Annotated in this window: 24 protein-coding genes; 7 read left to right on the plus strand and 17 right to left on the minus strand. The window is 63.6% G+C overall.

From position 1 onward, the window contains the following. Positions 1-7: 7 nt before the first annotated feature. From EP376_RS16290 to EP376_RS16305, 4 genes are all read right to left on the minus strand, one after another. Entirely contained in the window at positions 8-988 is a 981-nt protein-coding gene (locus EP376_RS16290; protein WP_127656828.1) for an ABC transporter substrate-binding protein, read from the minus strand. A 57-nt stretch (positions 989-1,045) separates the two neighbouring features. After that, positions 1,046-1,894 carry an ABC transporter permease gene (locus EP376_RS16295; protein WP_127656682.1) on the minus strand — a complete coding sequence of 283 codons (849 nt, stop codon included), beginning with the start codon at positions 1,892-1,894 and terminating at the stop codon, positions 1,046-1,048. Further along, positions 1,891-2,838 carry an ABC transporter permease gene (locus EP376_RS16300; RefSeq protein ID WP_127656683.1) on the minus strand — a complete coding sequence of 316 codons (948 nt, stop codon included), beginning with the start codon at positions 2,836-2,838 and terminating at the stop codon, positions 1,891-1,893. The genes EP376_RS16295 and EP376_RS16300 overlap by 4 nt, the downstream gene beginning before the upstream one ends. A gap of 239 nt (positions 2,839-3,077) precedes the next feature. Further along, entirely contained in the window at positions 3,078-3,890 is an 813-nt protein-coding gene (locus EP376_RS16305; RefSeq protein WP_127656829.1) for an ABC transporter ATP-binding protein, read from the minus strand. A gap of 20 nt (positions 3,891-3,910) precedes the next feature. Here EP376_RS16305 and EP376_RS16310 point away from each other — a divergent pair, with 20 nt between their 5' ends. Next, positions 3,911-4,309, plus strand: coding sequence for a cupin domain-containing protein (locus EP376_RS16310; protein ID WP_127656684.1), 399 nt, complete (start codon positions 3,911-3,913; stop codon positions 4,307-4,309). Positions 4,310-4,326: 17 nt separating this feature from the next. On the opposite strand, the gene EP376_RS16315 is transcribed toward EP376_RS16310, so the two are convergent. From EP376_RS16315 to EP376_RS16345, 7 genes are all read right to left on the minus strand, one after another. Continuing rightward, complete coding sequence (locus tag EP376_RS16315; RefSeq protein WP_127656685.1) at positions 4,327-4,680, minus strand: hypothetical protein; 354 nt, start codon at positions 4,678-4,680, stop codon at positions 4,327-4,329. Beyond that, positions 4,677-6,101, minus strand: coding sequence for a pyridoxal phosphate-dependent decarboxylase family protein (locus EP376_RS16320; RefSeq protein ID WP_127656686.1), 1,425 nt, complete (start codon positions 6,099-6,101; stop codon positions 4,677-4,679). Before EP376_RS16320 ends, EP376_RS16315 begins: the two co-directional genes overlap by 4 nt. 1 nt (position 6,102) lies before the next feature. Then, positions 6,103-7,557 carry a dihydropyrimidinase gene (gene hydA / locus EP376_RS16325; RefSeq protein ID WP_127656687.1) on the minus strand — a complete coding sequence of 485 codons (1,455 nt, stop codon included), beginning with the start codon at positions 7,555-7,557 and terminating at the stop codon, positions 6,103-6,105. Between the two features lie 55 nt (positions 7,558-7,612). Then, positions 7,613-7,945, minus strand: coding sequence for a hypothetical protein (locus EP376_RS16330; RefSeq protein ID WP_127656688.1), 333 nt, complete (start codon positions 7,943-7,945; stop codon positions 7,613-7,615). A gap of 6 nt (positions 7,946-7,951) precedes the next feature. Next, a complete protein-coding gene (locus EP376_RS16335) occupies positions 7,952-8,638 on the minus strand; it encodes a hypothetical protein (RefSeq protein ID WP_127656689.1) in 687 nt (228 codons plus the stop codon). Further along, a complete protein-coding gene (locus EP376_RS16340) occupies positions 8,638-8,931 on the minus strand; it encodes a hypothetical protein (RefSeq protein WP_164744955.1) in 294 nt (97 codons plus the stop codon). Before EP376_RS16340 ends, EP376_RS16335 begins: the two co-directional genes overlap by 1 nt. Positions 8,932-9,034: 103 nt before the next feature. Then, a complete protein-coding gene (locus EP376_RS16345) occupies positions 9,035-10,297 on the minus strand; it encodes a Zn-dependent hydrolase (protein ID WP_127656691.1) in 1,263 nt (420 codons plus the stop codon). 199 nt (positions 10,298-10,496) lie between these two features. Between EP376_RS16345 and EP376_RS16350 the strand changes: the two genes are divergently transcribed. Further along, positions 10,497-11,120, plus strand: coding sequence for a TetR family transcriptional regulator C-terminal domain-containing protein (locus tag EP376_RS16350; protein WP_127656692.1), 624 nt, complete (start codon positions 10,497-10,499; stop codon positions 11,118-11,120). Between the two features lie 146 nt (positions 11,121-11,266). On the opposite strand, the gene EP376_RS16355 is transcribed toward EP376_RS16350, so the two are convergent. Together EP376_RS16355 and EP376_RS16360 are read right to left on the minus strand one after the other, a co-directional pair. Next, on the minus strand, positions 11,267-11,653 hold the full coding sequence (locus tag EP376_RS16355) for a VOC family protein (protein ID WP_127656693.1): 387 nt from the start codon (positions 11,651-11,653) through the stop codon (positions 11,267-11,269). Positions 11,654-11,723: 70 nt separating this feature from the next. Continuing rightward, on the minus strand, positions 11,724-12,059 hold the full coding sequence (locus EP376_RS16360; RefSeq protein ID WP_127656694.1) for a cupin domain-containing protein: 336 nt from the start codon (positions 12,057-12,059) through the stop codon (positions 11,724-11,726). An 89-nt stretch (positions 12,060-12,148) separates the two neighbouring features. Between EP376_RS16360 and EP376_RS16365 the strand changes: the two genes are divergently transcribed. Next, positions 12,149-12,775, plus strand: a complete 627-nt coding sequence (locus EP376_RS16365; protein WP_203331048.1) for a YdeI/OmpD-associated family protein — start codon at positions 12,149-12,151, stop codon at positions 12,773-12,775. Positions 12,776-12,793: 18 nt separating this feature from the next. On the opposite strand, the gene EP376_RS16370 is transcribed toward EP376_RS16365, so the two are convergent. The 3 genes from EP376_RS16370 to EP376_RS16380 form a co-directional block, all read right to left on the minus strand. Continuing rightward, the gene (locus tag EP376_RS16370; protein WP_127656695.1) at positions 12,794-13,999 is read right to left on the minus strand and encodes a hypothetical protein; all 1,206 of its coding nucleotides are present in this window, start codon (positions 13,997-13,999) and stop codon (positions 12,794-12,796) included. A 203-nt stretch (positions 14,000-14,202) separates the two neighbouring features. Then, positions 14,203-15,507 (minus strand): NAD-dependent dihydropyrimidine dehydrogenase subunit PreA, encoded by a 1,305-nt coding sequence (gene preA, locus EP376_RS16375; protein WP_127656696.1) that lies wholly within the window; start codon positions 15,505-15,507, stop codon positions 14,203-14,205. An 80-nt stretch (positions 15,508-15,587) separates the two neighbouring features. Next, the gene (locus EP376_RS16380; protein WP_127656697.1) at positions 15,588-16,916 is read right to left on the minus strand and encodes an NAD(P)-dependent oxidoreductase; all 1,329 of its coding nucleotides are present in this window, start codon (positions 16,914-16,916) and stop codon (positions 15,588-15,590) included. Positions 16,917-17,074: 158 nt separating this feature from the next. Here EP376_RS16380 and EP376_RS16385 point away from each other — a divergent pair, with 158 nt between their 5' ends. The 3 genes from EP376_RS16385 (at position 17,075) to EP376_RS16395 (ending at position 21,489) form a co-directional block, all read left to right on the plus strand. Next, complete coding sequence (locus EP376_RS16385) at positions 17,075-19,543, plus strand: heavy metal translocating P-type ATPase (RefSeq protein ID WP_127656698.1); 2,469 nt, start codon at positions 17,075-17,077, stop codon at positions 19,541-19,543. Further along, the gene (gene cueR, locus EP376_RS16390) at positions 19,540-19,944 is read left to right on the plus strand and encodes a Cu(I)-responsive transcriptional regulator (protein ID WP_127656699.1); all 405 of its coding nucleotides are present in this window, start codon (positions 19,540-19,542) and stop codon (positions 19,942-19,944) included. The genes EP376_RS16385 and cueR overlap by 4 nt, the downstream gene beginning before the upstream one ends. 165 nt (positions 19,945-20,109) lie before the next feature. Continuing rightward, complete coding sequence (locus EP376_RS16395) at positions 20,110-21,489, plus strand: aminotransferase family protein (RefSeq protein ID WP_127656700.1); 1,380 nt, start codon at positions 20,110-20,112, stop codon at positions 21,487-21,489. A gap of 140 nt (positions 21,490-21,629) precedes the next feature. On the opposite strand, the gene EP376_RS16400 is transcribed toward EP376_RS16395, so the two are convergent. Beyond that, positions 21,630-22,835, minus strand: a complete 1,206-nt coding sequence (locus tag EP376_RS16400) for a geranylgeranyl reductase family protein (protein WP_127656701.1) — start codon at positions 22,833-22,835, stop codon at positions 21,630-21,632. Positions 22,836-22,977: 142 nt separating this feature from the next. On the opposite strand from EP376_RS16400, the gene pdxR reads away from it, so the two are divergent. Then, a complete protein-coding gene (gene pdxR, locus EP376_RS16405) occupies positions 22,978-24,423 on the plus strand; it encodes a MocR-like pyridoxine biosynthesis transcription factor PdxR (protein ID WP_127656702.1) in 1,446 nt (481 codons plus the stop codon). Positions 24,424-24,532: the final 109 nt, after the last annotated feature.

Below are 24,532 nucleotides of genomic sequence, written 5' to 3' on the forward strand. Positions count from 1 at the left end.
ACGCGGATCAGTTCAGCGCCGCATCCGTGATGACGCTGGTCCATGCCCCAACCGGTTCGGACGTGATCACCGGATCAGAGCCGCCGGCCAGAAGCGTGGCGACGGTCCGGTCATAATCGGCGGGGTCAAGCGCGCCGTTGGACCCGGCGGTCAGCATGGCCACCTCACCCATCATGCGGATCTGGTGCTGTTCCGTCTGGGCGCCGGTCTCGTCATAATCGAGAACGATCATCGCCGCGTCTTCGGGGTTTTCCTCGGCCCATTTCCAGCCGCGCATCGATGCCGCGACGAACCGCTCCATCTTGTCGACGAAAGCCTCGTCCGACAGGTTCTCTTCGAGAACGTAGAGTCCGTCTTCCAGAGTGGCGACGCCCTGATCTTCGTATTTGAAGGTGATCAGCTCGTCTTCGGTGACGCCTGCATCGATGACCTGCCAGTATTCGTTGTAGGTCATGGTCGAGATGCAATCGGCCTGCCGCTGCAGAAGCGGATCGACGTTGAAGCCCTGCTTGAGAACGTCGACGCCGTTTTCATCGGCGCCATCGGTCTCGATGCCAAGCTGGCTCATCCAGCTCAGGAAGGGATATTCGTTGCCGAAGAACCAGACACCCAGCGTCCGGTTGGTCAGGCTCTCGGGGCCGTCGATGCCGACATCGTCCCAGCAGGTCAGCATCATGCCCGAAGACTTGAACGGCTGCGCGATGTTGACAAGCGGCAGGCCGTTCTCGCGCGCGGCAAGCGCCGCGGGCATCCATTCGACGACCACATCGGCCCCGCCACCGGCGATGACCTGCGTCGGCGCGATATCCGGGCCACCGGGCAGGATCGTCACATCCAGACCCACCTCGTCGTAATAGCCGTTCTCAAGCGCGACGTAGTAGCCCGCGAACTGGGCTTGCGTCACCCATTTGAGCTGAAGCGTCACTTCATCCTGGGCAAAGGCCGGAGTGGCGGCAGCCAGAGCCAGCGCCGCCGTGGCGGCGATCATTCTTGTCTTCACGTTCATTACCTCCTTGGTGGATCCCTGATTATTGTCCCTGAACGGTCAGCGACGGCGTTGTGACGGATGCCAGAACGTCGCCTCCCGCTCCAAAAGCGCCACGACCCCGTAAAACAAACTCCCCGAAAGGGCCGCGACGACGATGGATGCCCAAACCATATCAAGTGCCAGCTGTCCGACAGAGGTCGATATGCGAAAACCGAGACCCACTGTCGGTGAACCGAAGAATTCCGCCACGATTGCACCGATCAGCGCCAATGTCGTCGAAATCTTCAGCCCGTTGAAAACAAACGGCATGGCTGCCGGCAGCCGCAGCTTGATCAAAGTGTTCCAATAGCTTGCCCCGTAGGTGCGCATCAGGTCCCGCTGCATGGCGGATGTGTCCTGAAGGCCGGCCACGGTATTCACCAGCATCGGAAAGAAAACCATCAGAACAACGACGGCCGCCTTCGATTCCCATCCGAACCCGTACCACATCACGAGGATCGGGGCCGTGCCGACAATCGGCAGGGCGGCCATGAAATTACCCACCGGCAAAAGGCCCCGGCGCAGGAAATCGTAGCGGTCCACCAGGATCGCGGCCAGAAACGCCGCCCCGCATCCGATGGCATAGCCCGACAGCCCCCCCTTCAGGATCGTCTGGCGGAAATCGGCCCACAGGATCGGCAGGTTCTCGACGAAGGCCACGCCGATCGCACTGGGCGGCGGCAGGATCACGCGCGGCACGTCAAGCCCGCGCACGATCAGCTCCCACATCACCAGAAGCGTGATCCCGAAGATGGCGGGCACGGCCAGCCTGACCCAGCGCGCCTTGCGCACCGGGCCATTGGCAAGCCACCGGTTCAGCGACCAGCCCAGCGCCCAGACAACGACTGCCGCCAGAACCAGCGTCATGCCGACAGCCCCATCGCCCGTTGGGTGCGTCGTTCGATCCAGCCCACAGCCCGGACAAGGAACGCCGCCAGCAGCGCCGCGGCAAAGAGGGCCGCCCAGATCTGCGTGGTCTGGCCATAATAGCTGCCCGCAAGCATCCGCGCGCCGAGACCCCCCTTCTGCACCGGCAATTCACCGACGATCGCACCCACAAGACTGGCCGCGATACCAATCTTGAGAGAGGCGAACAGATAAGGAACCGAGGCCGGCAACCGCAGCTTGATCAGCACGTCGCGGGACGAGGCATTATAGGTATGCATCAGATCCAGCTGGCTTTGATCCGGGCTTCGCAGGCCCTTGACCATGCCCACCACGACCGGAAAGAACGACAGGTAGGCCGATATCACGGCCTTGGGCAGCATCCCCTGCACCCCCACCGAATACAGGACCACGATGATCATCGGCGCCAGCGCCACGATGGGGATCGTCTGGCTGACAATGGCCCATGGCATGACGCTCATGTCCATGGTTCGGGAATGGACGATCCCGATGGCAAGCAGGATGCCCATACCCGTGCCCATGGCAAAGCCCAGAACCGTGGCCCAAAGGGTGATGCCCGTGTGATGGATCAGGCCACGGTTGGAGAAAGTTCCGGACCGGATCAGTCCGCGCCGACCCTCGACCTCCTCGACGAATGTCGAGGCCCAGATCTCCTGCGCGACCTGATGCGGCGCGGGCAGTTTCGCCCTGTCCTGCGACCAAGACCCGCCCAGATGGTCGGTGTTGGCGAGAACCAGAGGGATCGCTCCCATGTCCCGCCGGACAGAGGCCTCGGGGGGCACGATCTCGGCGCCCGCCCGCTCGGCAGCGGTCAGAACCTCGCGCACGTTCATCGGCACACAGGCAACATACCAGATCGCCAAGATGTGGAGGACGACAACGAGGATGGGCCCGAGACTACGCAAGGGCGCGTCCCCGTTCGCCAGGCGCCGGGAGCTGCGCGATCAGGCATCCGTGTCGCAATAGGTGATCTGTCCGCATCTTCATGAAGTTGAAAGGAAACTGCCTTTTCCTGATGCCACGGTTCAGCCCTGTCAAAGGTTGGCCGTGAGCTGTGGAAGGACCCGCCTCCTTGTTTCCCAGGCGGGACGGTTCCGTCCGGGCAGAGGCGAAATTGCCCGGACGGGCCGTATGTCGGGTTGCCCTACTCGTCGACATGGCCTGCCCTCAGACCTTCGCGCACCCGGTGGGCGATCTCGATGAATTCGCGGCTGTCGCGGATATCGAGCGGCCGTTCCTTCGGTAGTGGGCTTTCGATCACATCGGTGATCCGCCCCGGCCGGGGCGACATCACGACGATGCGGGTCGACAGATACACCGCCTCGGGGATCGAATGGGTCACGAAACCGATGGTCTTGCCCGTCCTGTCCCAAAGCTTGAGAAGCTCTTCGTTGAGCCTGTCGCGCACGATCTCGTCGAGCGCGCCAAAGGGTTCGTCCATCAACAGAAGGTCGGCATCAAAGGCCAGCGCCCGCGCGATCGAGGCGCGTTGCTGCATGCCGCCTGAAAGCTGCCAGGGATATTTCTTCTCGAACCCGGCAAGATCGACAAGCTCCAGCGTCCGGCGCACCCGTTCGGCCTGTTCCGACTTGGAGAACCCCATGATTTCAAGGGGCAGGCGCACGTTGCCGCCGATGGTGCGCCACGGATAGAGGCTGGCCGCCTGAAAGACATAGCCATAGGCCCGCGCGCGGCGCGCCTCGTCCGGGGTCATGCCATTGACGCTGAGCGCGCCACCCGTCGGCGTCTCAAGCCCCGCGATGCAGCGCAGAAACGTGGTCTTACCGCAGCCGGACGGCCCGATGAACGACACGAAATCGCCCCGCGCCACATCGAGGTTCACGTCGCGCAGCGCATGGACAGGCCCGTCGTTCGTTTCGAATGTCAGGTTCAGGGACCGGGCGGCAATCACCGGTTTCGCGACTACGTCCGTTTCGGCTAGGCTCGCGCTATCCATCATTGACAGGAGGCCTCCGGATGGCCGATTGCGTTAAGCTCCGCCCCGGCGGCACCTATGCCGGCAAACAGGGGTTCGACTACTTCGAAGGGATCGCGAAAGAGAGTGTCGGCAGCCAAGGCGTCTGCATGCACATTCTGAAAGTGCCACCCGGCGGACGCGCCAAGGCGCACAAACATGCCACGCATGAAACCGCGATCTCCGTCATCTCGGGCAACGCGACCATGTACTGGGGCGATAAGCTCGAGAACGTGATGGAGATCGGACCGGGCGACATGATCTATATCCCCGCCGACTGCCCGCATCTTCCGTTCAATGCCGGCACCGAACCTGCGGTCGCCGTGATTGCGCGCACCGATCCGCACGAACAGGAAAGCGTGGTTCTCTTGCCGGACCTCGAAGCGCTCGTGCCCGGCTGAGCAAAGATGCCAGTGGGCTAGCACGGGCGCACCTCGAAACGAATGCCTTGGTACTCGTCAGGACCGATCAGGAACCCGTCTTCACCTGACAAGGGTTCCATGACGTATCGTTGCTCCCATGTCTCGCCCTCGCCGGTGCACTGCGTGATCAGGACGACCCTCGTGGCATCCGTCCGTTCCATCCCGATGATAGCGCAAGACGATTCCCATCGCTCGATCCGGTCGGGATACAGAACAAAGACCAAATCCGTGCCCTCTGGCTGACCCGCCGCACGCCGGCAGCCGCCTTCATCCCCATAGATCGTCTGCGCCGCGATGGGTGTCGCCGCGAGGCTGAGGCCGGTTGCGCCGGCAAGCAGCGATCGGATCATGCAGCGCCCCCTGCCACGGCCTGCACCTCCGCCCGCGCGGCGGCAATGATCTCGTCGGCCAGAAGGTCGATCTCGGCCCGGGTCATCGCATAGCCGATGATCGAACAGCGGATGATGGCCCGGCCCCGCCATTCGCCATGGCTGGGATAGACCCGGCCCCGCGCCTGCACCCGGTCCAGTACAGCACGGGTCAAAGCATCGCCCTCGGCCCCTGCGCCGATGGCAACCGCGACCTGGTTCGACGCGATCTCGTTGAGGATGCTGATACCCGGTTCCGCGGCAAGGCGGGTGGCAAGACGCTCGGCCAGGGCACAATGGCCCGCAATCATCGACCGCACGCCCGAGCGGCCAAGCGACCGGAGGATCGCATAGCTGGGAACACCGCGCGCCCGGCGCGACAATTCAAGCGTGGTATCGGTGGGCTCGATAGCATCTAGATTGGTGGGCAGATAGGCGCCCCGCGCGCTCATCGAATTGACCAGCGCGGCGGGGTCGCGCACGATGCAGAGCCCCGCGTCAAAGGGTGCATTGAGCCATTTGTGCAGATCGACGGCCCAGCTGTCGGCCCCGGCCACGCCAGCAAGGCGCGGCGCAAGTTCGGGAACAGCAGCCAGCCAAAGGCCAAAGGCCCCATCGACATGGACCCAGCCGCCCTTGGCATGCACCATCGGAACCAGCTCGTCGAACGGATCGAAGGCGCCGGTATTGATCTGGCCCGCCTGCAGGATGACAAGCGGCGGTGCCTCGAGCGCGTCCAGCTCGCGGGCCATCGCATCGGGCCGGACCCGTCCCTGATCGTCGGTTGCCACCCGGATCGCGCGCCCAGCGCCGAAACCCGCATAGCGCAGCCCTGCCAGCGGCGCGGAATGGGCATCCGCGCCCACCAGAACCGGGATCTCAGGTGCACCGAACAGGCCCTTGTCCTCAACGTCCCATCCCTGCCGGGTCAGGAGCGCATTGCGCGCGGCCATGATCCCTTGAGTATTGGCGACGGTGGCCCCGGTCACGATCCCGACGGCCGACTCCGCTGGCAGGCCAAGCATGTCGACGCACCACTTGCCCACGCTGCGTTCCATGACGAAGACGCCCGGCGTTTCCCAGGACGAGCCGACATTCTGGCCCCAGCCGGACACCAGCATATCCGCCGCGATCCCGACGGGCATAGAGCCGCCCAGGACATAGCCGAAGAACCGCGGTGACGAGAGGCCCCCCAGGCCGGGTGCCACCTCGGCCACCAAATCCGTGATCACCGCGTCCGGCGCGGCTCCCTCCTCGGACAGCGTCTCGGAGAGGGTGGCCGAAAACGCCTCGGGGCGCAGCTTCGGCGGCACGTCCGCCTCGGCCAGTGCTTCACGATAGGCAATGACCGCTCGGGCGGCGATCTCGACCGCCCGGCGTTCAGCAGGTGTCAGCGTGGACATCTCAGACTCCGCTCGCGGGAATGCCCGTCCGTTCCACGGGCCGCGGGTTCGTGATCTCTTTCCACTGGCTGAGCGCCCGGTTCACCGGCGTGTTGGCCTCGCGTGGGATGAACTTGCCATGGCCCTCGCGTGAGCGGACCTCACCGTCATGGACGGCGACATAGCCGCGGGTCAGGGTGAAGCGCGGCAGGCCCTTGACCTCCTTGCCCTCGAAGACGTTGTAATCGATGGCCGATTGCTGGGTCTTGGCCGTGATCGTCTTGGACTTTTCCGGATCCCAGACGACGATATCGGCGTCAGCCCCCACGGCGATCGCCCCCTTGCGGGGATAACAGTTCAGCACCTTGGCGATGTTCGTCGAGGTCACGGCCACGAATTCATTGGGCGTCAGCCGGCCGGTGGCGACCCCGTGCGTCCAGAGCATCGGCATCCGATCCTCGAGCCCGCCGGTGCCATTGGGGATCTTGGTGAAATCGCCCACGCCATAGCGTTTCTGCTCGGTGGTGAAGGCGCAGTGATCGGTCGCCACGACGGAAAGCGAACCCGCCTGCAAACCGGCCCAGAGGCTGTCCTGATGTTGCTTGTTCCGGAAGGGGGGCGACATCACGCGGCGTGCGGCGTGATCCCAGTCCTTGTTGAAATATTCGCTTTCATCAAGTGTCAGGTGCTGGATCAGCGGCTCGCCCCAGACGCGCTTGCCCTGCTGGCGGGCGCGGCGGATGGCCTCGTGCGCCTCTTCACAAGAGACATGCACGATATAGAGCGGTACGCCCGCCATGTCGGCGATCATGATCGCGCGGTTCGCGGCCTCGCCCTCGACTTGCGGCGGGCGAGAGTAGGCGTGGGCCTCGGGCCCGGTGTTGCCCTCGGCCAGCAGCCTGGCCGAAAGATCGGCCACAACGTCACCGTTTTCCGCATGGACCAGCGCGATGGCGCCAAGTTCGGCCAGACGCTGGAACGAGGCATACATCTCGTCGTCCTGCACCATCAGCGCGCCCTTGTAGGCCATGAAATGCTTGAACGTGTTGATGCCACGGTCTTCGACGACGGTCTTCATCTCGTTGAAGACCTGCTCGCCCCACCAGGTCACCGCCATGTGGTAGGAATAATCGCACGACGCGAGGCCCGACTTGTTGTCCCACATCTTGAGCGCGTCAAGCAGACCCTGCCCGGGTGACGGCAGCGCGAAGTCGACGACCATCGTCGTCCCGCCCGACAGGGCCGCGCGGGTGCCGCTTTCGAAATTGTCGCTGGAATAGGTGCCCATGAACGGCATCTCGAGATGGGTGTGCGGATCGATCCCGCCGGGCATGACATAGCAGCCCGTGGCATCAAGCTCCTCATCACCCTTCAGGCCCGGCCCGATCTCCGCGATGCGGCCATCCTCGATGAGCACGTCGGCCTCGTAGGTCAGGTCGTGGGTGACGATCGTGCCGTTCTTGATCACCGTGCTCATGTCATCTCTCCTGTTTGTTTCGACCGCGGCTCCGGACGCCCAGTCCGGTTTCCAGTCAGTAAACGGATCCGTAACAACTCAATGCCGGGCCGTGGACCGAGATATCCACTGGTCCGAAGACCGACGCGACGGCCAAAGAAAACACATCCCGGTCGGGCAGGTAGACCACGCTGTAGGGCCCGGTATCCCGGGTCACCATCCAGCAATCGAGGACAGCGCCGCCGGAAAAATTCACGCCGACCTTCTTTGGTTCCTGCAAATCGGCCAGGAAATCGCCCAGTGTCCGGGATTGCCAGCTGTCGGGGGCGGCACGGCGCGCGTCGGCGATTTCCGCATCCAGCCGGTCGCGGATCCGCTCGGTCATTGCCACGACGCCCCCGTCAACCATGCAGGTCTACTCCCATTCCCTGTCCATGCATTCGGCGATCAGGGCCTGCTCGTTCAGCCCCGCCGCCATGATGCCGTTGGGATCAACGATGGTGCATTCCCGTGCCGCATAATCCACCATCATGTCATAGAGGTGGATGAACCCGTCCTGATCCAGTAGACGCGCGCTTTCGACATAGGTGGCGGCGTTCAACCTCTCGGTCGAGACTATCAATTCGCCCCGGTTCTCGAACCCGTCGATGGAGAAGCCCCCGATAAAGCCCGAGGGTTCATAGAACCCGTCGGCATCAAGCTGCCATACCATGAAGGTATTGTTCACCATGCTCTCGGAAATCGGTATGAACAGATCCTCCGACCCATCGAGGTTGATGTCGCGCAGCCCCGGGGCAAGGGCCCAGACCCCGTCGATCTCGATCGGGTCCGACACCCGTCTTTCCCCACCTTCGGGCGTCGACTGGGTCAAGACAAGTTCGCCAATCCCGTCGGTCAGGTCGTAATCGAAGAACAGATTGATCGCCGCCGCCTCAAGCGCGCAATCGACGCCACCAGCCTCGCCCGGGTCTATCAGATCGCACCAGGGATCGCCTTCGGCATGGGCCTCTTGCGCGGTCGCGGGAGCCGCCGGAAGGCCAATTGCGGCGCAAAGGGCAAGTGCTGCGCCGGCACTCGACCAGGACAGGCGCAGATCGCCCATCAGCCGACAACCTCGGGAGGGGCATCGCCTGTGCAGATGCGGTTTCCGTTTGCGTCACGAACATAATAGCCGCTTGGCGGATCGGTGGCCTCGATCGAGAACAGGTAGCAGCCTGTCGAGTCGTCGACGAAGACGGATGTCGGCGGTGCGCCCGGTGGCATCACTGCGGCGACCTCGGGTGGAAGGGTCAGGACCTCGGGTTCCGGCGGCTCCGCTCCGGGAACCGGCGGCATCATCGAGGGATCACAGGCGGCCAGCAAGGCAAACGCGGCAATCGGCTGTATTCGAACCATCATTCTCTCCAGCAAGGTGCAATGCGGCCCTGACCCAACGGGTCAACCGCTGGGGATGTTGATGCCGGGCCGCAGGGCAAGCGGTCAAGCCCGCATTCCCCGGTCACTCGATGATCTCCGCGGTTTCGACCACCGCGTGGAACAACACGTCCGCCCCGCGAGAGGCCCATTCCGGGGTGATTTCCTCGGCCTCGTTATGGCTGAGGCCGTCGACACAGGGGCACATGATCATCGCCGTCGGTGCGACCTGATTGATCCAGCAGGCATCGTGGCCGGCGCCCGAGATGATGTTCATATGCGAATACCCCAACCTCTCGGCGGCGCTTCGCACGGCCGTGACACAGCCTTCGTCAAAGGCCACCGGATCAAAGCCGCCGACTTTTTCGAACGCCACCTCAAGGCCCATGTCGTCGCAAATCTTGCGCGCCGCTGCCTGCGTCCGGGCTTCCATATCCTGAATGACCGCCAGTTCCGGCGAGCGAAGATCGACGGTGAACACCGCCTTGCCCGGGATCACGTTGCGCGAATTGGGGAAGACCTCGATATGGCCCGCCGCACCGACAGCGTGGGGTTTGTGGCTCCACGCGATCTCGTCGACCTTTTCGAGGATCCGCGCCATGGCAAGGCCCGCATTGCGACGCATCGGCATGGGCGTTGATCCGGTATGGGCCTCCTTGCCGGTGACGGTGACCTGGGTCCAGCTCAACCCCTGTCCATGGGTGACAACGCCGATATCCTTGCCCTCTGCCTCGAGGATCGGGCCCTGCTCGATGTGCAACTCGAAGAAAGCATGCATCTTGCGGGCGCCGACCTTTTCCTCGCCCTTCCAGCCGATCCGCTCCAGTTCGTCGCCGAACCGTTTGCCGTCGGCGTCGACGCGGTCATAGGCCCAATCCTGATCGTGGATACCGGCAAAGACACCAGAGGCGAGCATCGCGGGCGCATAGCGCGTGCCCTCTTCGTTGGAGAAATTCGTGATGACGATCGGGTGCTTCGTCTTGATGCCCAGATCGTTGAGCGTGCGCACGATCTCGAGCCCGCCCAGCACACCCAGAACCCCGTCATACTTGCCGCCGGTGGGCTGGGTGTCGAGATGGCTGCCCACATAGACCGGAAGCGCATCCGGGTCGGCGCCTTCGCGCCGGGCGAACATGTTGCCCATCTGATCGAGGCCCATTGTGCACCCCGCCGCCTCGCACCACGACTGGAACAGGGCCCGCCCCTCGCCGTCGGCATCGGTCAGCGTCTGGCGGTTGTTGCCGCCCGCGACGCCGGGGCCGATCTTGGCCATTTCCATGATACTGCCCCACAAACGGGAGCCGTCGATCCTGAGATTATCCCCGGGCGCGGTGGAATCGCTGGACATCCTGACCCCTTCCCCTGAAATCCGGCCCACCGATGAAACGGCGGTCCCGGGTCGTCAGAATTGTTTGACCAATTGGTCAAAGCCACGCTACCACGAGCCGATGGTCAGTCAAGCGCGCTGAGGTTTCGGGCCGGGTGTGCTTGCGTGTGACATGTGCCGGACCGCATAATGTGATGAAAGCAATGGCGGAGGTGCTGCCTTGACCAGCGGAAACGGGACACAGGTACAGGGCCGCACCCGGATTCAGGCGCGCAATCGAGACGCGATCCTGACGGCTGGCCTCGACGTATTTTCCCAACACGGGTTTCGGGGATCGACACTTGATCAGATCGCCGCCGGTGCCGGGCTGTCCAAGCCCAACCTGCTCTATTATTTTCCGTCGAAGGAGGCGATCTACACCGCCCTGCTGGAAGGGCTTCTGGAAACATGGCTCGATCCTCTGCGCGATCTTGACCCCAAGGGCGACCCGCTGACGGAATTGCTGTCCTACATGCGGCGCAAACTGGCCATGAGCCGTGACTACCCGCGCGAAAGCCGGCTTTTCGCCGGCGAGATCCTCCGCGGTGCGCCCGAGATGCACGATGTCCTTAAGGGCGAATTGAAGACGCTGGTCGATGAGCGCGCAGCCGTCATTTCCGGTTGGGCGAAAGACGGGAAGATCGCCGCCGTCGATCCGCACCACCTGATCTTTTCGATCTGGGCGCTGACCCAGCACTACGCGGATTTCGACGTTCAGGTGCGGGCTGTTCTGGGCGGAACCGATCCGTTCCCAGGAGCCGAGGCACATCTGGAACAGATGCTCGAAAGTTTGCTCAGACCCTGATCCAGGCGCGATGACCCGGTTGCGGCACAACCGGCCCCGATCACGAGCGTCTGCGATTCCCGAACTTGAAAGGAGCGGCGCGGCCTCTGAAAGCCAAGCCTCGCCAGCGCTACGTGTGTGGCGCCAGCGAAGGATGTACCCGGGGATCAGGTTTCGGGCATCGGCTCGTTGTGGAAATCGATGTGCAGATGATTGCCGTCCGGATCCCAGATGTTGACCTGGATGATCGGGAATGTCGGCACCTGGACCAGTTCCATCTTCTCGCCGAGGTCGCGCAGTTTCGCGACGAATTCGGCAAGCCCCTTTGCCTGAAACGCGCCGTGTTCCAGCTTGAGGTCGTCAGGATCCGACCCCGGTTCGGCATCCACGCCCACCAGATGCACAAGCGCCTGCCCTCCGCCATAAATCCAGGCGCCGGGGAAGGGAAAATCGGGTCGCGGGCCAGGATGCATATCGAGCACGCGACCATACCACTCGACCATCACGTCGAGTTGGGATGTTCGGATATTGATGTGATCCAGTCTGTCGATCATGTCAGTGTTCTTTCGGTTTGGGTTTGCCCGGTTGTGCCGGCGGCCAGTGACGTTGGCCCGGGAACTCGTCTCACTTGCGAAGGGGATAGCGGTCCGGCTCGGCGAAGACATCCATCAGGCGGCTGCCCGCCTTGAGAATCGCGGAATGGCTGACGCCGGCCGGAATATCCCATGTGTCGCCTGGCACGCAGTGACGCGTTTCGCCGTCGACAGTCAGCTCGATCGTGCCGTGAAACAGCGCACCCCATTGCGGACCGTGGCTGTGTTCGGGGACCTCGACGTCCTTGTGAACGGTGAAATAGACGACAAGGCCCTGATCGCTGCGCACCACGCGGGTCGACATTTGATCCTCGCCATACGGCACATCAAGTGCCGGCAGATCCTGCATGAACTGCGGATACTCCATCAGCCTTCCTCCCTTCGCTGGCCTGTCGGTGCAGATTGACGCGACAGGCCTCCGCAGGTCTAGTCTGATCCGGCAAGGAGGACGGGGCAATGGCCATGATCACGGAAATCGAGGATTACTTCGCGCGCGGGTGCGGCCGCTGCGACCGGTTCGACACGTCCGATTGCTCGGCGCGGATCTGGCAACCCGGTCTGAGCCTGCTGCGGGCGATCTGCCGGGAGGCCGGGTTGTCCGAGCATGTGAAATGGGGCCATCCCTGCTATATGCATGCCGATCGAAACATCGCGATCATCGGTGCCTTTCGGGGGGATTTCCGACTGAACTTCTTCAATGCCGGCCTGATGAAGGATCCCGAAGGCGTGCTGGAACGGCAGGGCCCCAACACGCAGACACCGGGCATGATCAGCTTTTCCTCGAACGACGGGCCCGCAAGGCTGGCCGACACGATCAAGGCCTATCTGGAGGAAGCGAAATCCTATGCCGAGGCCGGGATCACCGCGCCGAAACCCAGCCAGAGCATCGAACTGCCCGAGGAATTGCTCGAGGCCCTCGACAGCGACCCCGAACTGGCCGAGGCGTTCCACGCCCTGACCCCGGGTCGGCAGAAAAGCTATGCCATCAACCTGAACGGTGCCAAGAAGACCCAAACCCGGATCGCCCGGATCGAGAAGTTCCGTCCGAAGATCCTGGCCGGCAAGGGCGCGACAGAGCTTTGAACGCCGATCGGCGCCGGGCTAGAGGAAGATAAAGTCGGTTTCGGTGATCCCCGCCACACCGTCCATAGTCAACGTTCCCCCGCCGAGTGTTGTCATGTCGATGACAAGGGTTTCGGTCGCACTGTGCCACGTGACGCCGATCTGGTCCGAAAGGGCGGAACCGAAACCAGAGAATACCACAACATCGAGGCCCACGTTGAAATCGGTGATGACATCGTCACCAAAGCTGCCCTTGAAGACGAAACGGTCCGCACCGAGCTGAACATCGACCGAATCGCCGAATCCACTGAGCTGATCCGCCGTGTAATCCCCCGTCATGACCTCGTCGGCGCTGCCCGACACAATGATGTCATCGCCGAACACGACGTCGACCGCCGCAAAGTAGGCCTGATCCGCGTCACCATAGAGCGCGGTCGTCATCTCGTTTCCCGTCAGCACATCGTCGCCGAATTCGACGCGGCCGATCACCTCGTTGGCCGGAAATGCATCGTGAAATGCACTGAAGACATCGCCGTAGATCACCATTCCACCAATAAGAACGTCATCGCCGAACGTCACTTGAGTGCTGCCCGCGCCCTCCGGGCCATTATCCGGGACGATCTCGAAATAGTAGGCATCACCGACAACCTCATGGGCCGCCATCGTCGAGATCACATCCTCGCCGGTCTGGACGATCGCGTGTCCGTCTCCGGACAGGATTGTCAGCCCGTAGAAATCTCCGAAAATGCTGCCGTCGCCCTCGAAGGAAACGATCGTGTCACGCCCCGCGACAAGGGTGCATGTTCCGGTGTCGACTGCGTTCACGATTACTGCTTCGGCGTCTCCGGACAGAAGCATTCCGGGCCCGGACCCGAAGAGAAAGTCGTCGCCCAATTCGACCTTTGCGGCCGCACCGTCTCCGGCCGTGATCATCAGCGCCAGAACATCGCCGACGACCTGGCTCTGCCAAGGACCATCGACAAAGGCGAACAAGAGATCGTCCCCATAGGAGATCGTCCCGTCTCCGGGGTCGTCGAAAAACTCGCTGTATGAGCCGAGATAATCCCCGGAAACGAGGACGTCCGATCCTGAATAGATGCCGATATCGTTGCCCGCGCCTCCTGCGGGGACAAGTGGCGACTGACCGGTTTCGACAGACTCGACAATGACGTCATCGCCATCGGTCGACGCTCGCAACGCAGCAGGGCCGAACTGGAATGCACTTTCAAATCTTTGATAAACCACCGTAATTTCTCCGCGGCACTTTGTTACTTCAACAATGGAAACGACGATACCCGATCAGATCGCGATGAAAACACAATCAAGGTTGCGCCGCTGAAAAACCGCGCACCCATGCCATGCCCTGGATTGCGCTGGCAAAAGGCTCGATCGGGTCAGGGCGTCGACAAGACAGACCCGTCCCGATCAAACCGATTTCGATACCGGGCCTACTCCGCCGCTTGCGCCGCTGGGTTGTTCGGATGGGTCGTCCAGTTGGCGTAGTCGGCCTCGACGGTCTTGCCGGTGCGGGGATCGACCTCGCCGGGCGTCATCGGCACCATCGTGATGCAATCCTCGACCGGACAGACATCGACACAGAGGTTGCACGCAACGCATTCGGCGTCGATTACTTCGAAGACACGGTCCGGCGACATCGAGATCGCCTGATGCGACGTGTCTTCACAGGCGGCATAGCAGCGCCCGCATTTGATGCAGGCATCCTGATCGATCTTGGCCTTTGCGACGTAGTTGAGGTTCAGATATTGCCAATCGGTCACGTTGGGCACGGCCCGGCCGATGAAATCGGCGGTGGAGGTATAGCCCTTCTCGTCCATCCACTGGCTCAACCCGCGCTTCATCTCTTCGACGATGCGGAAGCCATAGGTCATGGCGGCGGTGCAGACCTGCACATTGCCGGCGCCAAGGCTCATGTATTCGGCCGCGTCGCGCCATGTCGTGACCCCGCCGATCCCGCTGATCGGCAGGCCCGCCGTTTCCGGATCGCGCGCGATGTCGGCCACCATGTTGAGCGCGATGGGTTTGACCGCAGGACCGCAATATCCGCCATGGCTGCCCTTGCCGTCGATCGACGGCTCCGGGCTCATCGTGTCGAGGTTGACGGAGGTGATCGAAGAGACCGTGTTGATCAGGCTGACCGCATCCGCGCCGCCATTCTTCGCCGCCCGCGCCGGATAGCGGATGTCGGTGATATTCGGCGTCAGCTTCACGATGACAGGCTTGTCATAATTCTGCTTGCACCAGCGGGTCACCATCTCGATGTATTCGGGAACCTGGCCAACGGCCGCACCCATGCCCCGTTCGCTCATCCCGTGCGGGCAGCCGAAATTCAGCTCGATGCCGTCGACACCGGTTTCGGCCACCCGCGGGAGGATCCGTTTCCATGCCTCTTCCTCGCACGGCACCATGATCGAGGCGATCAGGGCCCGGTCCGGATAATCCGCCTTGACCCGCGCCATTTCCTCGAGGTTCACCTCGAGGGGGCGGTCGGTGATCAACTCGATGTTGTTGAGCCCCAGCACCCGCCGGTCCGCGCCATAGACCACGCCATAGCGGGGCCCGTTGACGTTGACGATGGGCGGGCCATCCTCGCCGATGGTCTTCCAGACCACGCCGCCCCAACCGGCCTCGAAGGCGCGGCGGACGTTGTATTCCTTGTCTGTCGGCGGTGCCGAGGCAAGCCAGAACGGGTTGGGCGAGGTGATCCCCAGAAACGTCGTCGTCAGGTCGGCCATGTCTTGATCCTCCTATGCTTGGCGGGGCCGCGATCTTTCAAAGATCGCGGACAAGAGTTTTTTGAAAAACTCTTTCGCCCTTACCCGATCAGGGCCCCGTGGATGTCTTCCGCCGCATCGCGCCCTTCGGCAACGGCGGTCACTGTCAGGTCGTCACCGCCACTGGCGCAATCGCCCCCGGCCCAGACGCCGTCGGCCGATGTCCGGCCCGCCCCGGTGACCGCGATCTTGCCGCAAGCCAGTTCAAGCCCGCCATCGGTGGTCAGAACCTGCCCGATTGCCTTGAACACCTGATCCGCCGGCAGGCGAAGGGTCTCGCCCGTCCCCGTCAGGGATCCGTTCCGTTCGGCGGTGTATTCCAGCTCGATCTCTGCGACGGACCCGTTTCCGTGAACGGCCACCGGCATCACGTTGAACATCAGGCGCACTCCCTTGGAGGCCGCCAGATCCTGCTCGTAGCGGCTGGCCGGCATGCGATCGCGTCCGCGACGATAGGCGATGGTCACCGTCTCGGCCCCCAGAAGACGTGACTGAAGCGCGGCGTCGATAGCCGTCATGCCGCCGCCGATCACGACGACGTTGCGGCCCACCGGCAGATCGCGCAGGTCACGGGCCTGCCTCAGATCGGCAATGAAGCCCACGGCGTCTTCGACCCCGTCGCGCGCCTCGCCTTCAACGCCCAGCGCGTTCACCCCGCCCAGACCCACGGCGAGGAAGACCGCGTCATGATCGGCACGCAACGCGTCGAGGCTCAGCCCCTCACCGAGGGCCTGCCCGGTCTCAATGGTGATGCCGCCGATGCCCATCAGCCAGTCGACTTCGCGTCCGGCGAAGTCGTCCACCGTCTTGTAGGCGGCGATCCCGTATTCGTTCAGACCACCCGGCTTGCCCTTGGCTTCGAAGATCGTGACGTCGTGGCCTTTCATGGCCAGCCTGTGCGCACAGGCAAGACCGGCCGGCCCGGCACCCACGACAGCGACCGTCTTGCCCGTCGGTTCCGCCCGGACGAAGGGATGCCCCTGCCGTGCCATCAATGTATCTGTGGCATATCGCTGGAGCCGTCCGATCTCGACCGGCTTGCCCTCGGCGGCCTCGCGCACGCAGGCCTCTTCGCACAGGGTTTCGGTCGGGCAGACCCGGGCGCACATGCCGCCGAGGATATTCTGCTCAAAGATCGTGACGGCCGCCGCCTCGGGCTGACCGACCTGGATCTGGCGAATGAACAACGGAATATCAATCGCTGTCGGACAGGCCGTCACGCAAGGTGCATCATAGCAGAAATAGCATCTATCGGCCGCGACGGCGGCCTCGTGGGACGCAAGCGGAGCATGAAGATCGTCGAAATTCCGGGCAATTTGCGTCGCGTCCAGACGGCCCGCCGCTATTCCCTGGGTCATCGGATCAGGCATGTCACACTCCCTGGTCGTCCTTTTCGATTTCAGCCTGCCACAGGTCAAAATTTTATCAAACGGTAAATTTTCAGCAGAATGAAAACTTTGGCGCCTGAAGGCTTGACCTTCCAGTCACTGGAATCTCTATCTGCAGTTTGAAAGTGAGGGATTTCCCCATGGCCGAAGCGGCAACACTCAACTTCGACATCGACGGCATGACCTGCGGCGGCTGCGCCGCACGGGCGGAACGCGCCATGAGCGCCGTCAGCGGCGTCGAAGAGGCATCGGCCAATTTCGCCAACGGCAAGGGCCGCATCCGGCTGGCTGCCAACAGCGACGCAGCGGTCGGGCCCGCCCTGTCTGGCGCCTTGTCGGCTGCCGGATACCCCGCGCTGACCCATCGTCACCGGATGGAAATCACGGGCATGACCTGCGGCTCCTGCGCCGCGCGGGTCGAGGCGGCGCTGTCACAGGTGCCCGGCGTCATCACGGCGCAGGTCAACCTGGCCGATCACATGGCGACGGTCACATCGCTCGAGGAGCGCAGCGCGCCTCTTGTCGAGGCTGTGGCGTCTACGGGCTATAGCGCCGCGCCGCTGGCCTCGGGGGCGCGGCCCGATCATGACGACGCAGCCGAAAGCACGGCGCTGCGGCGGCGCCTGATCATCGCGGCACTTCTTACGATCCCTGTCTTCGTGATGGAAATGGGTGGACACGTCTATCCGCCCCTTCATCACCTGATCGCGCGGACGATCGGAACCGAGACAAGCTGGCTGATCCAGTTCGCGCTGACCACCGCCGTCCTTGCTGGACCCGGGCGACCGTTCTACGCCACCGGATGGTCTGCGCTGATCCGGCGCGCGCCGGACATGAACTCCCTCGTCATGCTGGGGACCGGTGCCGCATGGAGTTTTTCGACCGTCGCTCTGTTCGCACCCGGCCTCCTGCCCGAGGGCACGCGCACCATCTATTTCGAGGCGGCCGCCGTGATCGTCACGCTGATCCTTCTGGGCCGATGGCTCGAATCCCGCTCTCGCGGGCGGACGGGCGCCGCGATCCGCCGGCTGATCGGGCTGAGGCCGGATACCGCGATCCTCCTGCGCGATGGCAAGCCGGTCGAAACCCCGCTCGACCGGATCCGCCGCGGCGATCTGATCCTTGTCAGGCCCGGCCAGCGCATCCCGCTTGACGGTGTCATCCGCGACGGGACAGCCGCCGTCGACGAGAGCATGATCACCGGCGAACCCATTGCCGTGGAAAAAACCAAGGGCGACGCGGTCACGGGCGGCACGGTCAATGGCACCGGCGCATTGACGATCCGCGTGACGGCGGTTGGCGAAGACACGACGCTCGCACGGATCATCGCCATGGTCGAAGAGGCGCAGGGCGCGCGCCTGCCGGTGCAGGACCTCGTAAACCGGATCACGCTGTGGTTCGTGCCCGCCGTGATGGCCATCGCGGCGCTGACGATCGCGGGCTGGCTGATCTTCGGGCCCGCCCCTGCCCTGCCCTTCGCGCTTGTGGCGGGCGTGGCCGTCCTGATCATCGCCTGCCCCTGCGCCATGGGCCTTGCCACGCCGACCTCGATCATGGTCGGAACCGGCCGCGCCGCCGAACTTGGCGTTCTGTTCCGGCGGGGCGATGCACTTCAGGCGCTGTCTGATATCGACATCGTCGCTTTCGACAAGACCGGCACGCTGACCGAGGGCCGCCCCGACCTCACGGATCTGCATGCGGTCGATGGCGATGAGGATCGGTTGCTGGCCCGGGTCGCCGCGGTCGAGACGCTGTCGGAACACCCGCTGGCCGCCGCCATCACCCGCGCAGCGCGTGACCGTGGGCTCGCCTTGCCCCGGGCCGCGAACCTGACCTCTGTCACCGGGCACGGCCTGATCGCCGAGGTCGAGGGCGCGCGCGTCGTCATCGGCAACGCAGCCCTTCTGAGGCGCGAAGGGATCGACGCGGGCAGGCTGGAGGCCGAGGCCGCATCGCTGGCCGCCGACGGCAAGACGCCGATCCTTGTGGCAATCGATGGCGAGGCCGCGGGCGTTCTGGCCCTCGCCGACCGGATCCGGCCCGGCGCGCGCGAGATGATCGACAGGCTCCATGACATGGGCCGGCGCACCGCGCTGATTTCCGGCGATATCGAGGCGGCGGCCAATGCCGTGGCCCGCCAGTTGGGGATCGACGATGTGCGCGCGGGCGTTCTGCCCGAGGGCAAGGTCGATGCGATCCGCGACTTGCAGGGGCACGGAAAGGTGGCTTTCGTGGGTGACGGGATCAATGATGCCCCGGCACTGGCAACCGCCGATATCGGACTGGCGATCGGCACGGGAACCGACATCGCCGTCGAAAGCGCCGAGGTTATCCTGATGTCGGGCGACCCGCGCGGGGTGGTGAACGCCATCGAACTCAGCCGGCGGACGATGACGAACATCAAGCAGAACCTCGGCTGGGCCTTTGGGTACAATATCCTGTTGATCCCGGTGGCGGCCGGGCTGCTATACCCGATGACCGGGCTTCTGCTGTCGCCGGTTCTGGCCGCGGGCGCGATGGCGTTGTCATCGGTTCTGGTGCTGACGAACGCGCTTCGGTTGCGCTATGTGCGGGCGGCTGCGGCCGAAGACAGGAGGGACGAGTCATGAACATTTCGCGCACATCGGAACGCACGGGGCTGCCGCCCAAGACGATCCGGTATTACGAGGATATCGGCCTCGTCCATCCGAACCGGTCGGACAACGGATACCGTGATTTTTCAGAAACCGACGTGCACAAGCTGGCGTTTCTGGGCCGGGCACGCGGGCTCGGCTTCTCGATCGAGCAGTGTCGCGACCTGCTTGCCCTTTGGGAGGATACCGATCGGGCCAGCGGCGATGTACGCCGGATCGCGCGCAACCACCTTCAGGAGATCGAGGCCAAGATCGAGGGGCTTTCGGAAATGCGCGATACGCTGTCGAACCTTGTCTCCTGTTGTTCCGGCGACGACCGGCCCGATTGTCCGATCCTGGAAAGTCTTGCCGGTGAGGGCCACAAGGCCCGGAACTGATGCGCCCACCCGAACCGGGAAAAGGCTGATCGAGGCACTGGTATGATCTCAGGTCGGGAACTGGCCCTATTGATCCGGTGAAAGCGGTCGCAATGATGACGTGATCCGGCGCACTCTTTTCAGGGATTCGCGCCCGCCCGCCATCCCATGAACGTGGAGACCGCCATGGATACCCTGCAGCAGAACGACCCGCGCGACGTCATCGAAGCTGACCGCGCGCATGTCTGGCACCACCTGATCCAGCACAAGCCCTTCGAGACGATCGATCCGCGGATCATCGTCGAAGGCAAGGGCATGAGGCTTTGGGATATCACCGGCAAAGAACATCTCGACGCGGTCTCGGGCGCGGTCTGGACGGTCAACGTTGGCTATGGCCGGACCCGCATCGCGAATGCGGTGCGCGACCAGCTGGAAAAGATGTGCTTTTTCGCAGGCGCCGCGGGAACGATCCCCGGCGCGCGATTTGCCGAGCGGCTGATCGAAAAGATGCCGGGTCTGAGCCGCGTCTACTACGCCAACTCGGGGTCGGAGGCCAACGAGAAGGCCTTCAAGATGGTGCGCCAGATCGCCCACAAGCATTACGGCGGCAAGAAGAACAAGATCCTCTATCGTGACCGGGATTACCACGGCTCGACCATCACGACGATCTCTGCCGGCGGACAGGACGAGCGCGGCATGCAATACGGCCCCTTCACACCGGGTTTCGTCCGCGTGCCGCATTGCCTCGAATATCGCGCGCAGGACGGGCTGGCCGGCCCGACCTATGGCGAAAAGGCCGCCGAAGAGATCGAGAAGGTCATCCTTGCCGAAGGGCCCGACACCGTGGGCGCCCTTTGCCTGGAGCCGATCACGGCGGGCGGGGGCATTATCGTGCCGCCCAAGGGGTATTGGGAAAAGGTGCAGGAGATCTGCCGCAAGTACGACGTTCTTCTGCATATCGACGAGGTGGTCTGCGGCCTTGGCCGGACGGGCAAGTGGTTTGGCTATCAGCAATTCGGCGTCGAACCCGATATCGTGACGATGGCCAAGGGCGTGGCCTCGGGCTATGCCGCGATCTCCTGCTGCGTGACGACGGAACGTGTCTTTGACATGTTCAAGGACGACACCGACAGGCTGGGCTATTTCCGCGATATCTCGACCTTCGGCGGCTGCACCGCGGGGCCGACGGCTGCGCTCGAGAACATGGCGATTATCGAGGAGGAGGAGCTTCTGGCCAATTCCGCCGCCATGGGCGAGCATTTCCACGACAGGCTCAACGAGCTGATGGAAAAGCACGAGATCATCGGCGATGTGCGCGGCATGGGCCTGTTCCAGGGTGCGGAACTCGTGACCGACCGCGCCACCAAGGAGCCCGCCGACGAGAAGCAGGTGATGGCCGTGGTGGCCGATTGCATGCAGCAGGGCGTGATCATCGGGGCCTGCAACCGGTCCATGCCGGGTTACAATAACACGCTTCTCTTTGCGCCGTCACTGATCGCCACCAAGGACGACATCGACCGGATCACCACCGCCGTCGACAGCGCGCTTGGCCGTGTCTTCGCCTGATACAATCGCCCGGTCGGCCCATGATCTGGCCGGGCGCTCGCCTTGGTTCCGAGAGGATTCCGCCGGCTAATCCCTCAGCCTCCGCCGTGTTCTGAATGGGCAGCGCTGGCCCGCGTCGCGACCCGCTGGCCTGGCTGACATCATGCCGGTGCCGGAGGTGTCTTTCCCATTTTCTGACGCAGCATCACCATCACGTATTGCGGCATCTTGCGGACGACGCGTTTCAGGATGGTGGGGTATTCCAGTTCGCCGCCCAGAAGTTCCATGTATTGGCGCTTGAGCGTGACGGAATGGGTGAACATGTATTCGAACGCCTTCTCGCCCGAGGGGCGGGACAGGATCGGGCGAATGATCCGCGCGATATTGAGCGAGCGGTGGATTTCGCGCAGCTTGCGGCGATAGATGTGGACGGGCTCCCCCGAGATGCCGGGCTGCATCGCCTCGAACGCGGCCTCGGCGGCGAACCGGCCCGATTGCATGGCAAAGGCAATCCCTTCGCCGGTGATCGGATCGACAAGCCCCGCCGCGTCACCGGCCAGCAGGATATTGCCCCGGCCCGGCCATTTGCGCACATCCCCGAAGGGCAGGAAATGGCCCTTGTATTTCTTGATATCCGGATCGACGCCCAGCGTCTTGAGGTAGCCCGCCATGGCGGTCTTCATGTTCGGGTTGGCCGCGTGGATGCCGCCCACGCCAACGGTCGTCGTCTTGGATTTCGGGAACCACCAGCCATAGCCCCACTTGGCCGCGGCAAAGTCGATCCGGACGGGATCGTCCGGGCAAAGATGGTTTCCGTCGAGTTCCACCTCCAGCGCGAACCCGATCCGTTCATGATCGAAGGCACGACCATAAAGCGTCCGGGCGACCATGGAATTCACGCCATCCGCACCGATCAGAATCTTGTAGCCGATCCGCCGCCCATCGCGCATCTCGACCGCGGACTCGTTCTCGTCGATCGCGGCGACCGCCTGCCCGGTCATGTCGACGGCACCGGCCTCGATCGCGTGTTTCAGGCAGATGTGATCGAGGTCCCAGCGCATGGTGACATAAAGCGGCGGCACATCGTCCATCGCGCTCAGCTTCTGGCCGTTCATCCAGAACTCGATCTCGGTCTTGGGGCCGAAGAATTCGGGATCGAGGTCGCGTTCGAAAATCTCGGTGTAATACTGCTTGGACCGGCCCGAAAACAGCGCGCCGCACAGCTTGTCACGCGGGAAGGATTGCTTGTCGATGATCGCGACGGACAGGCCCTTCTTGAGGGCGGTGTACGCAGCCGAAGACCCCGCGGGCCCTGCGCCAATGATGACGATATCGAAACTCTTCTGCGTCGCCGTGTCCGCCGTCATGATCGCGCCCCTTGAAATGCGTCTCACCATTGCCCCAGAGCACGCCCGAAAGTCCAGACCTGCCGGGTCGGACACTCCGGCAGGATCTTGCCGCGCCCCCGCCATCAGTCCAAACTAGGCCGGCGTTAGAGCCAGGCCAGCCATGATCCCGACGGAATCCTTTCTGCTTCAGCCGACAGAAGGCACGCTGCAATCCCGAATCCAGCAAATGGTTGCCGAAGGCATCTTGTCGGGCCGGTTTCGGCCCGGTGAACGTCTGCCGTCGTCACGCAGGCTTGCCGTCCATCTGGGTGTGAGCCGGATCACCGTGACGCTGGCCTATACCGAGCTGGTGGCCGACGATTACCTCGTCGCGCGCGGAAGGTCCGGGTATTTCGTCTCGGAAAACGCGCCCCAGCCACCGGATTTCAAACCCGCCCCGAAAGAGGTCTCCTCGGTCAATTGGGGCGACAGGTTGGGCCCGGCGGCGCCATCGCTTGGCCTGACCAAGCCGCGGGATTGGCAAAGCTACAGGTTCAATTTCATCTATGGTCAGCCCGACCCCGACCTATTCGATGCCGGCAACTGGCGGCTGTGCGCGCTGCGGGCCCTGGGGCGAAAGGATTTCAACTCTCTCTCCTCCGACCAGTTCGATCAGGACGACCCGCTGCTGATCGATTTCATTTCGCGCCAGACCTTGCCGCGCCGGGGCATCCTTGCGGGGCCGGATGAAATCCTGCTGACGCTGGGCGCGCAGAATGCCCTTTGGCTGACGGCGCAGCTTCTGCTCCGCGAAGGCCGCTCCGCCGTGATCGAAACGCCCTGCTATCCGTCGCTTCGCTCGATCGTGGCCTCGACCCGGGCGTCGCATCACGCCGTGCCGGTAGATCGTCATGGCCTGGACCCCGGCGCCATCCCGCAGGGAACAGATGTGGCCTTTGTCACGCCCGGGCACCACTGCCCGACCACCGCGACGATGCCGCATGATCGCCGCAGGCGGCTTCTCGATCTGGCCGAGGCGCAGGACATGCTTGTCGTCGAGGACGACTACGATTTCGAGATGTCCGTCGCAGGCGGCGCGGCCCCGGCGCTCAAGTCGCTGGATACTCGCGGGCGGGTGATCCACGTGGGTTCGTTCTCCAAGTCGATATTCCCGGGGCTGCGCCTTGGATATCTTGTCGGTCCGCCGGACTTCATCTCGGCCGCGCGGGCATTGCGCGCCACCGTTCTGCGCCACCCGCCGGGCCATGTTCAGCGCACGACGGCCTATTTCCTGTCGCTGGGTCATTACGACGCGCAGATCAGGCGGATGGGCCGCGCCTATGCCGAACGCCGCAGGATCATGACCGAGGCCCTGACGCGCGAGGGGCTCTGGATCGAGGGAAGCGATGCCCATGGCGGATCGAGCCTCTGGATGCGTGCCCCAGACGGGGTGAACACCACAGATCTGGCCGAGAGGCTCAAATCCGACGGCGTGCTGATCGAGCCCGGCCGCGCCTTTTTCGGACCCGGCGACGCCAACGACGCGTTCTACAGGCTGGGCTACAGTTCGATCCCGACCGGCCGGATCGCAGAGGGCATCGCCCGGATCAGGGCCGCGATGGGATGATCCAAGTCCTGGATATATCACAGGGGCAGTTTTGGCCCTATAGCGAGACCGCCGCCCCTCATTACAGAGAAGGAAAGCGCGGGTCGCCCGGGTGATCCGCGCGCATGCC

The organism is Alexandriicola marinus, assembly GCF_004000435.1.
In the GTDB taxonomy this organism is placed as follows: domain Bacteria; phylum Pseudomonadota; class Alphaproteobacteria; order Rhodobacterales; family Rhodobacteraceae; genus Alexandriicola; species Alexandriicola marinus.

What these genes read in the sequence shown, in the direction of transcription:
- EP376_RS16315 (WP_127656685.1), bottom strand. Translation starts at nt 4,680, where the DNA reads ATGATCCGATCGCTGCTTGCCGGCGCAACCGGCCTCAGCCTCGCGGCG.
- EP376_RS16295 (WP_127656682.1), bottom strand. Translation starts at nt 1,894, where the DNA reads ATGACGCTGGTTCTGGCGGCAGTCGTTGTCTGGGCGCTGGGCTGGTCG.
- EP376_RS16400 (WP_127656701.1), bottom strand. Translation starts at nt 22,835, where the DNA reads ATGACGGCGGACACGGCGACGCAGAAGAGTTTCGATATCGTCATCATT.
- EP376_RS16380 (WP_127656697.1), bottom strand. Translation starts at nt 16,916, where the DNA reads ATGCCTGATCCGATGACCCAGGGAATAGCGGCGGGCCGTCTGGACGCG.
- EP376_RS16335 (WP_127656689.1), bottom strand. Translation starts at nt 8,638, where the DNA reads ATGGGCGATCTGCGCCTGTCCTGGTCGAGTGCCGGCGCAGCACTTGCC.
- EP376_RS16340 (WP_164744955.1), bottom strand. Translation starts at nt 8,931, where the DNA reads ATGGTTCGAATACAGCCGATTGCCGCGTTTGCCTTGCTGGCCGCCTGT.
- preA (WP_127656696.1), bottom strand. Translation starts at nt 15,507, where the DNA reads ATGGCCGACCTGACGACGACGTTTCTGGGGATCACCTCGCCCAACCCG.
- EP376_RS16310 (WP_127656684.1), top strand. Translation starts at nt 3,911, where the DNA reads ATGGCCGATTGCGTTAAGCTCCGCCCCGGCGGCACCTATGCCGGCAAA.
- hydA (WP_127656687.1), bottom strand. Translation starts at nt 7,557, where the DNA reads ATGAGCACGGTGATCAAGAACGGCACGATCGTCACCCACGACCTGACC.
- EP376_RS16360 (WP_127656694.1), bottom strand. Translation starts at nt 12,059, where the DNA reads ATGGAGTATCCGCAGTTCATGCAGGATCTGCCGGCACTTGATGTGCCG.
- EP376_RS16345 (WP_127656691.1), bottom strand. Translation starts at nt 10,297, where the DNA reads ATGTCCAGCGATTCCACCGCGCCCGGGGATAATCTCAGGATCGACGGC.
- pdxR (WP_127656702.1), top strand. Translation starts at nt 22,978, where the DNA reads ATGATCCCGACGGAATCCTTTCTGCTTCAGCCGACAGAAGGCACGCTG.
- EP376_RS16305 (WP_127656829.1), bottom strand. Translation starts at nt 3,890, where the DNA reads ATGGATAGCGCGAGCCTAGCCGAAACGGACGTAGTCGCGAAACCGGTG.
- EP376_RS16290 (WP_127656828.1), bottom strand. Translation starts at nt 988, where the DNA reads ATGATCGCCGCCACGGCGGCGCTGGCTCTGGCTGCCGCCACTCCGGCC.
- EP376_RS16320 (WP_127656686.1), bottom strand. Translation starts at nt 6,101, where the DNA reads ATGTCCACGCTGACACCTGCTGAACGCCGGGCGGTCGAGATCGCCGCC.
- EP376_RS16355 (WP_127656693.1), bottom strand. Translation starts at nt 11,653, where the DNA reads ATGATCGACAGACTGGATCACATCAATATCCGAACATCCCAACTCGAC.
- cueR (WP_127656699.1), top strand. Translation starts at nt 19,540, where the DNA reads ATGAACATTTCGCGCACATCGGAACGCACGGGGCTGCCGCCCAAGACG.
- EP376_RS16330 (WP_127656688.1), bottom strand. Translation starts at nt 7,945, where the DNA reads ATGGTTGACGGGGGCGTCGTGGCAATGACCGAGCGGATCCGCGACCGG.
- EP376_RS16365 (WP_203331048.1), top strand. Translation starts at nt 12,149, where the DNA reads ATGGCCATGATCACGGAAATCGAGGATTACTTCGCGCGCGGGTGCGGC.
- EP376_RS16395 (WP_127656700.1), top strand. Translation starts at nt 20,110, where the DNA reads ATGGATACCCTGCAGCAGAACGACCCGCGCGACGTCATCGAAGCTGAC.
- EP376_RS16385 (WP_127656698.1), top strand. Translation starts at nt 17,075, where the DNA reads ATGGCCGAAGCGGCAACACTCAACTTCGACATCGACGGCATGACCTGC.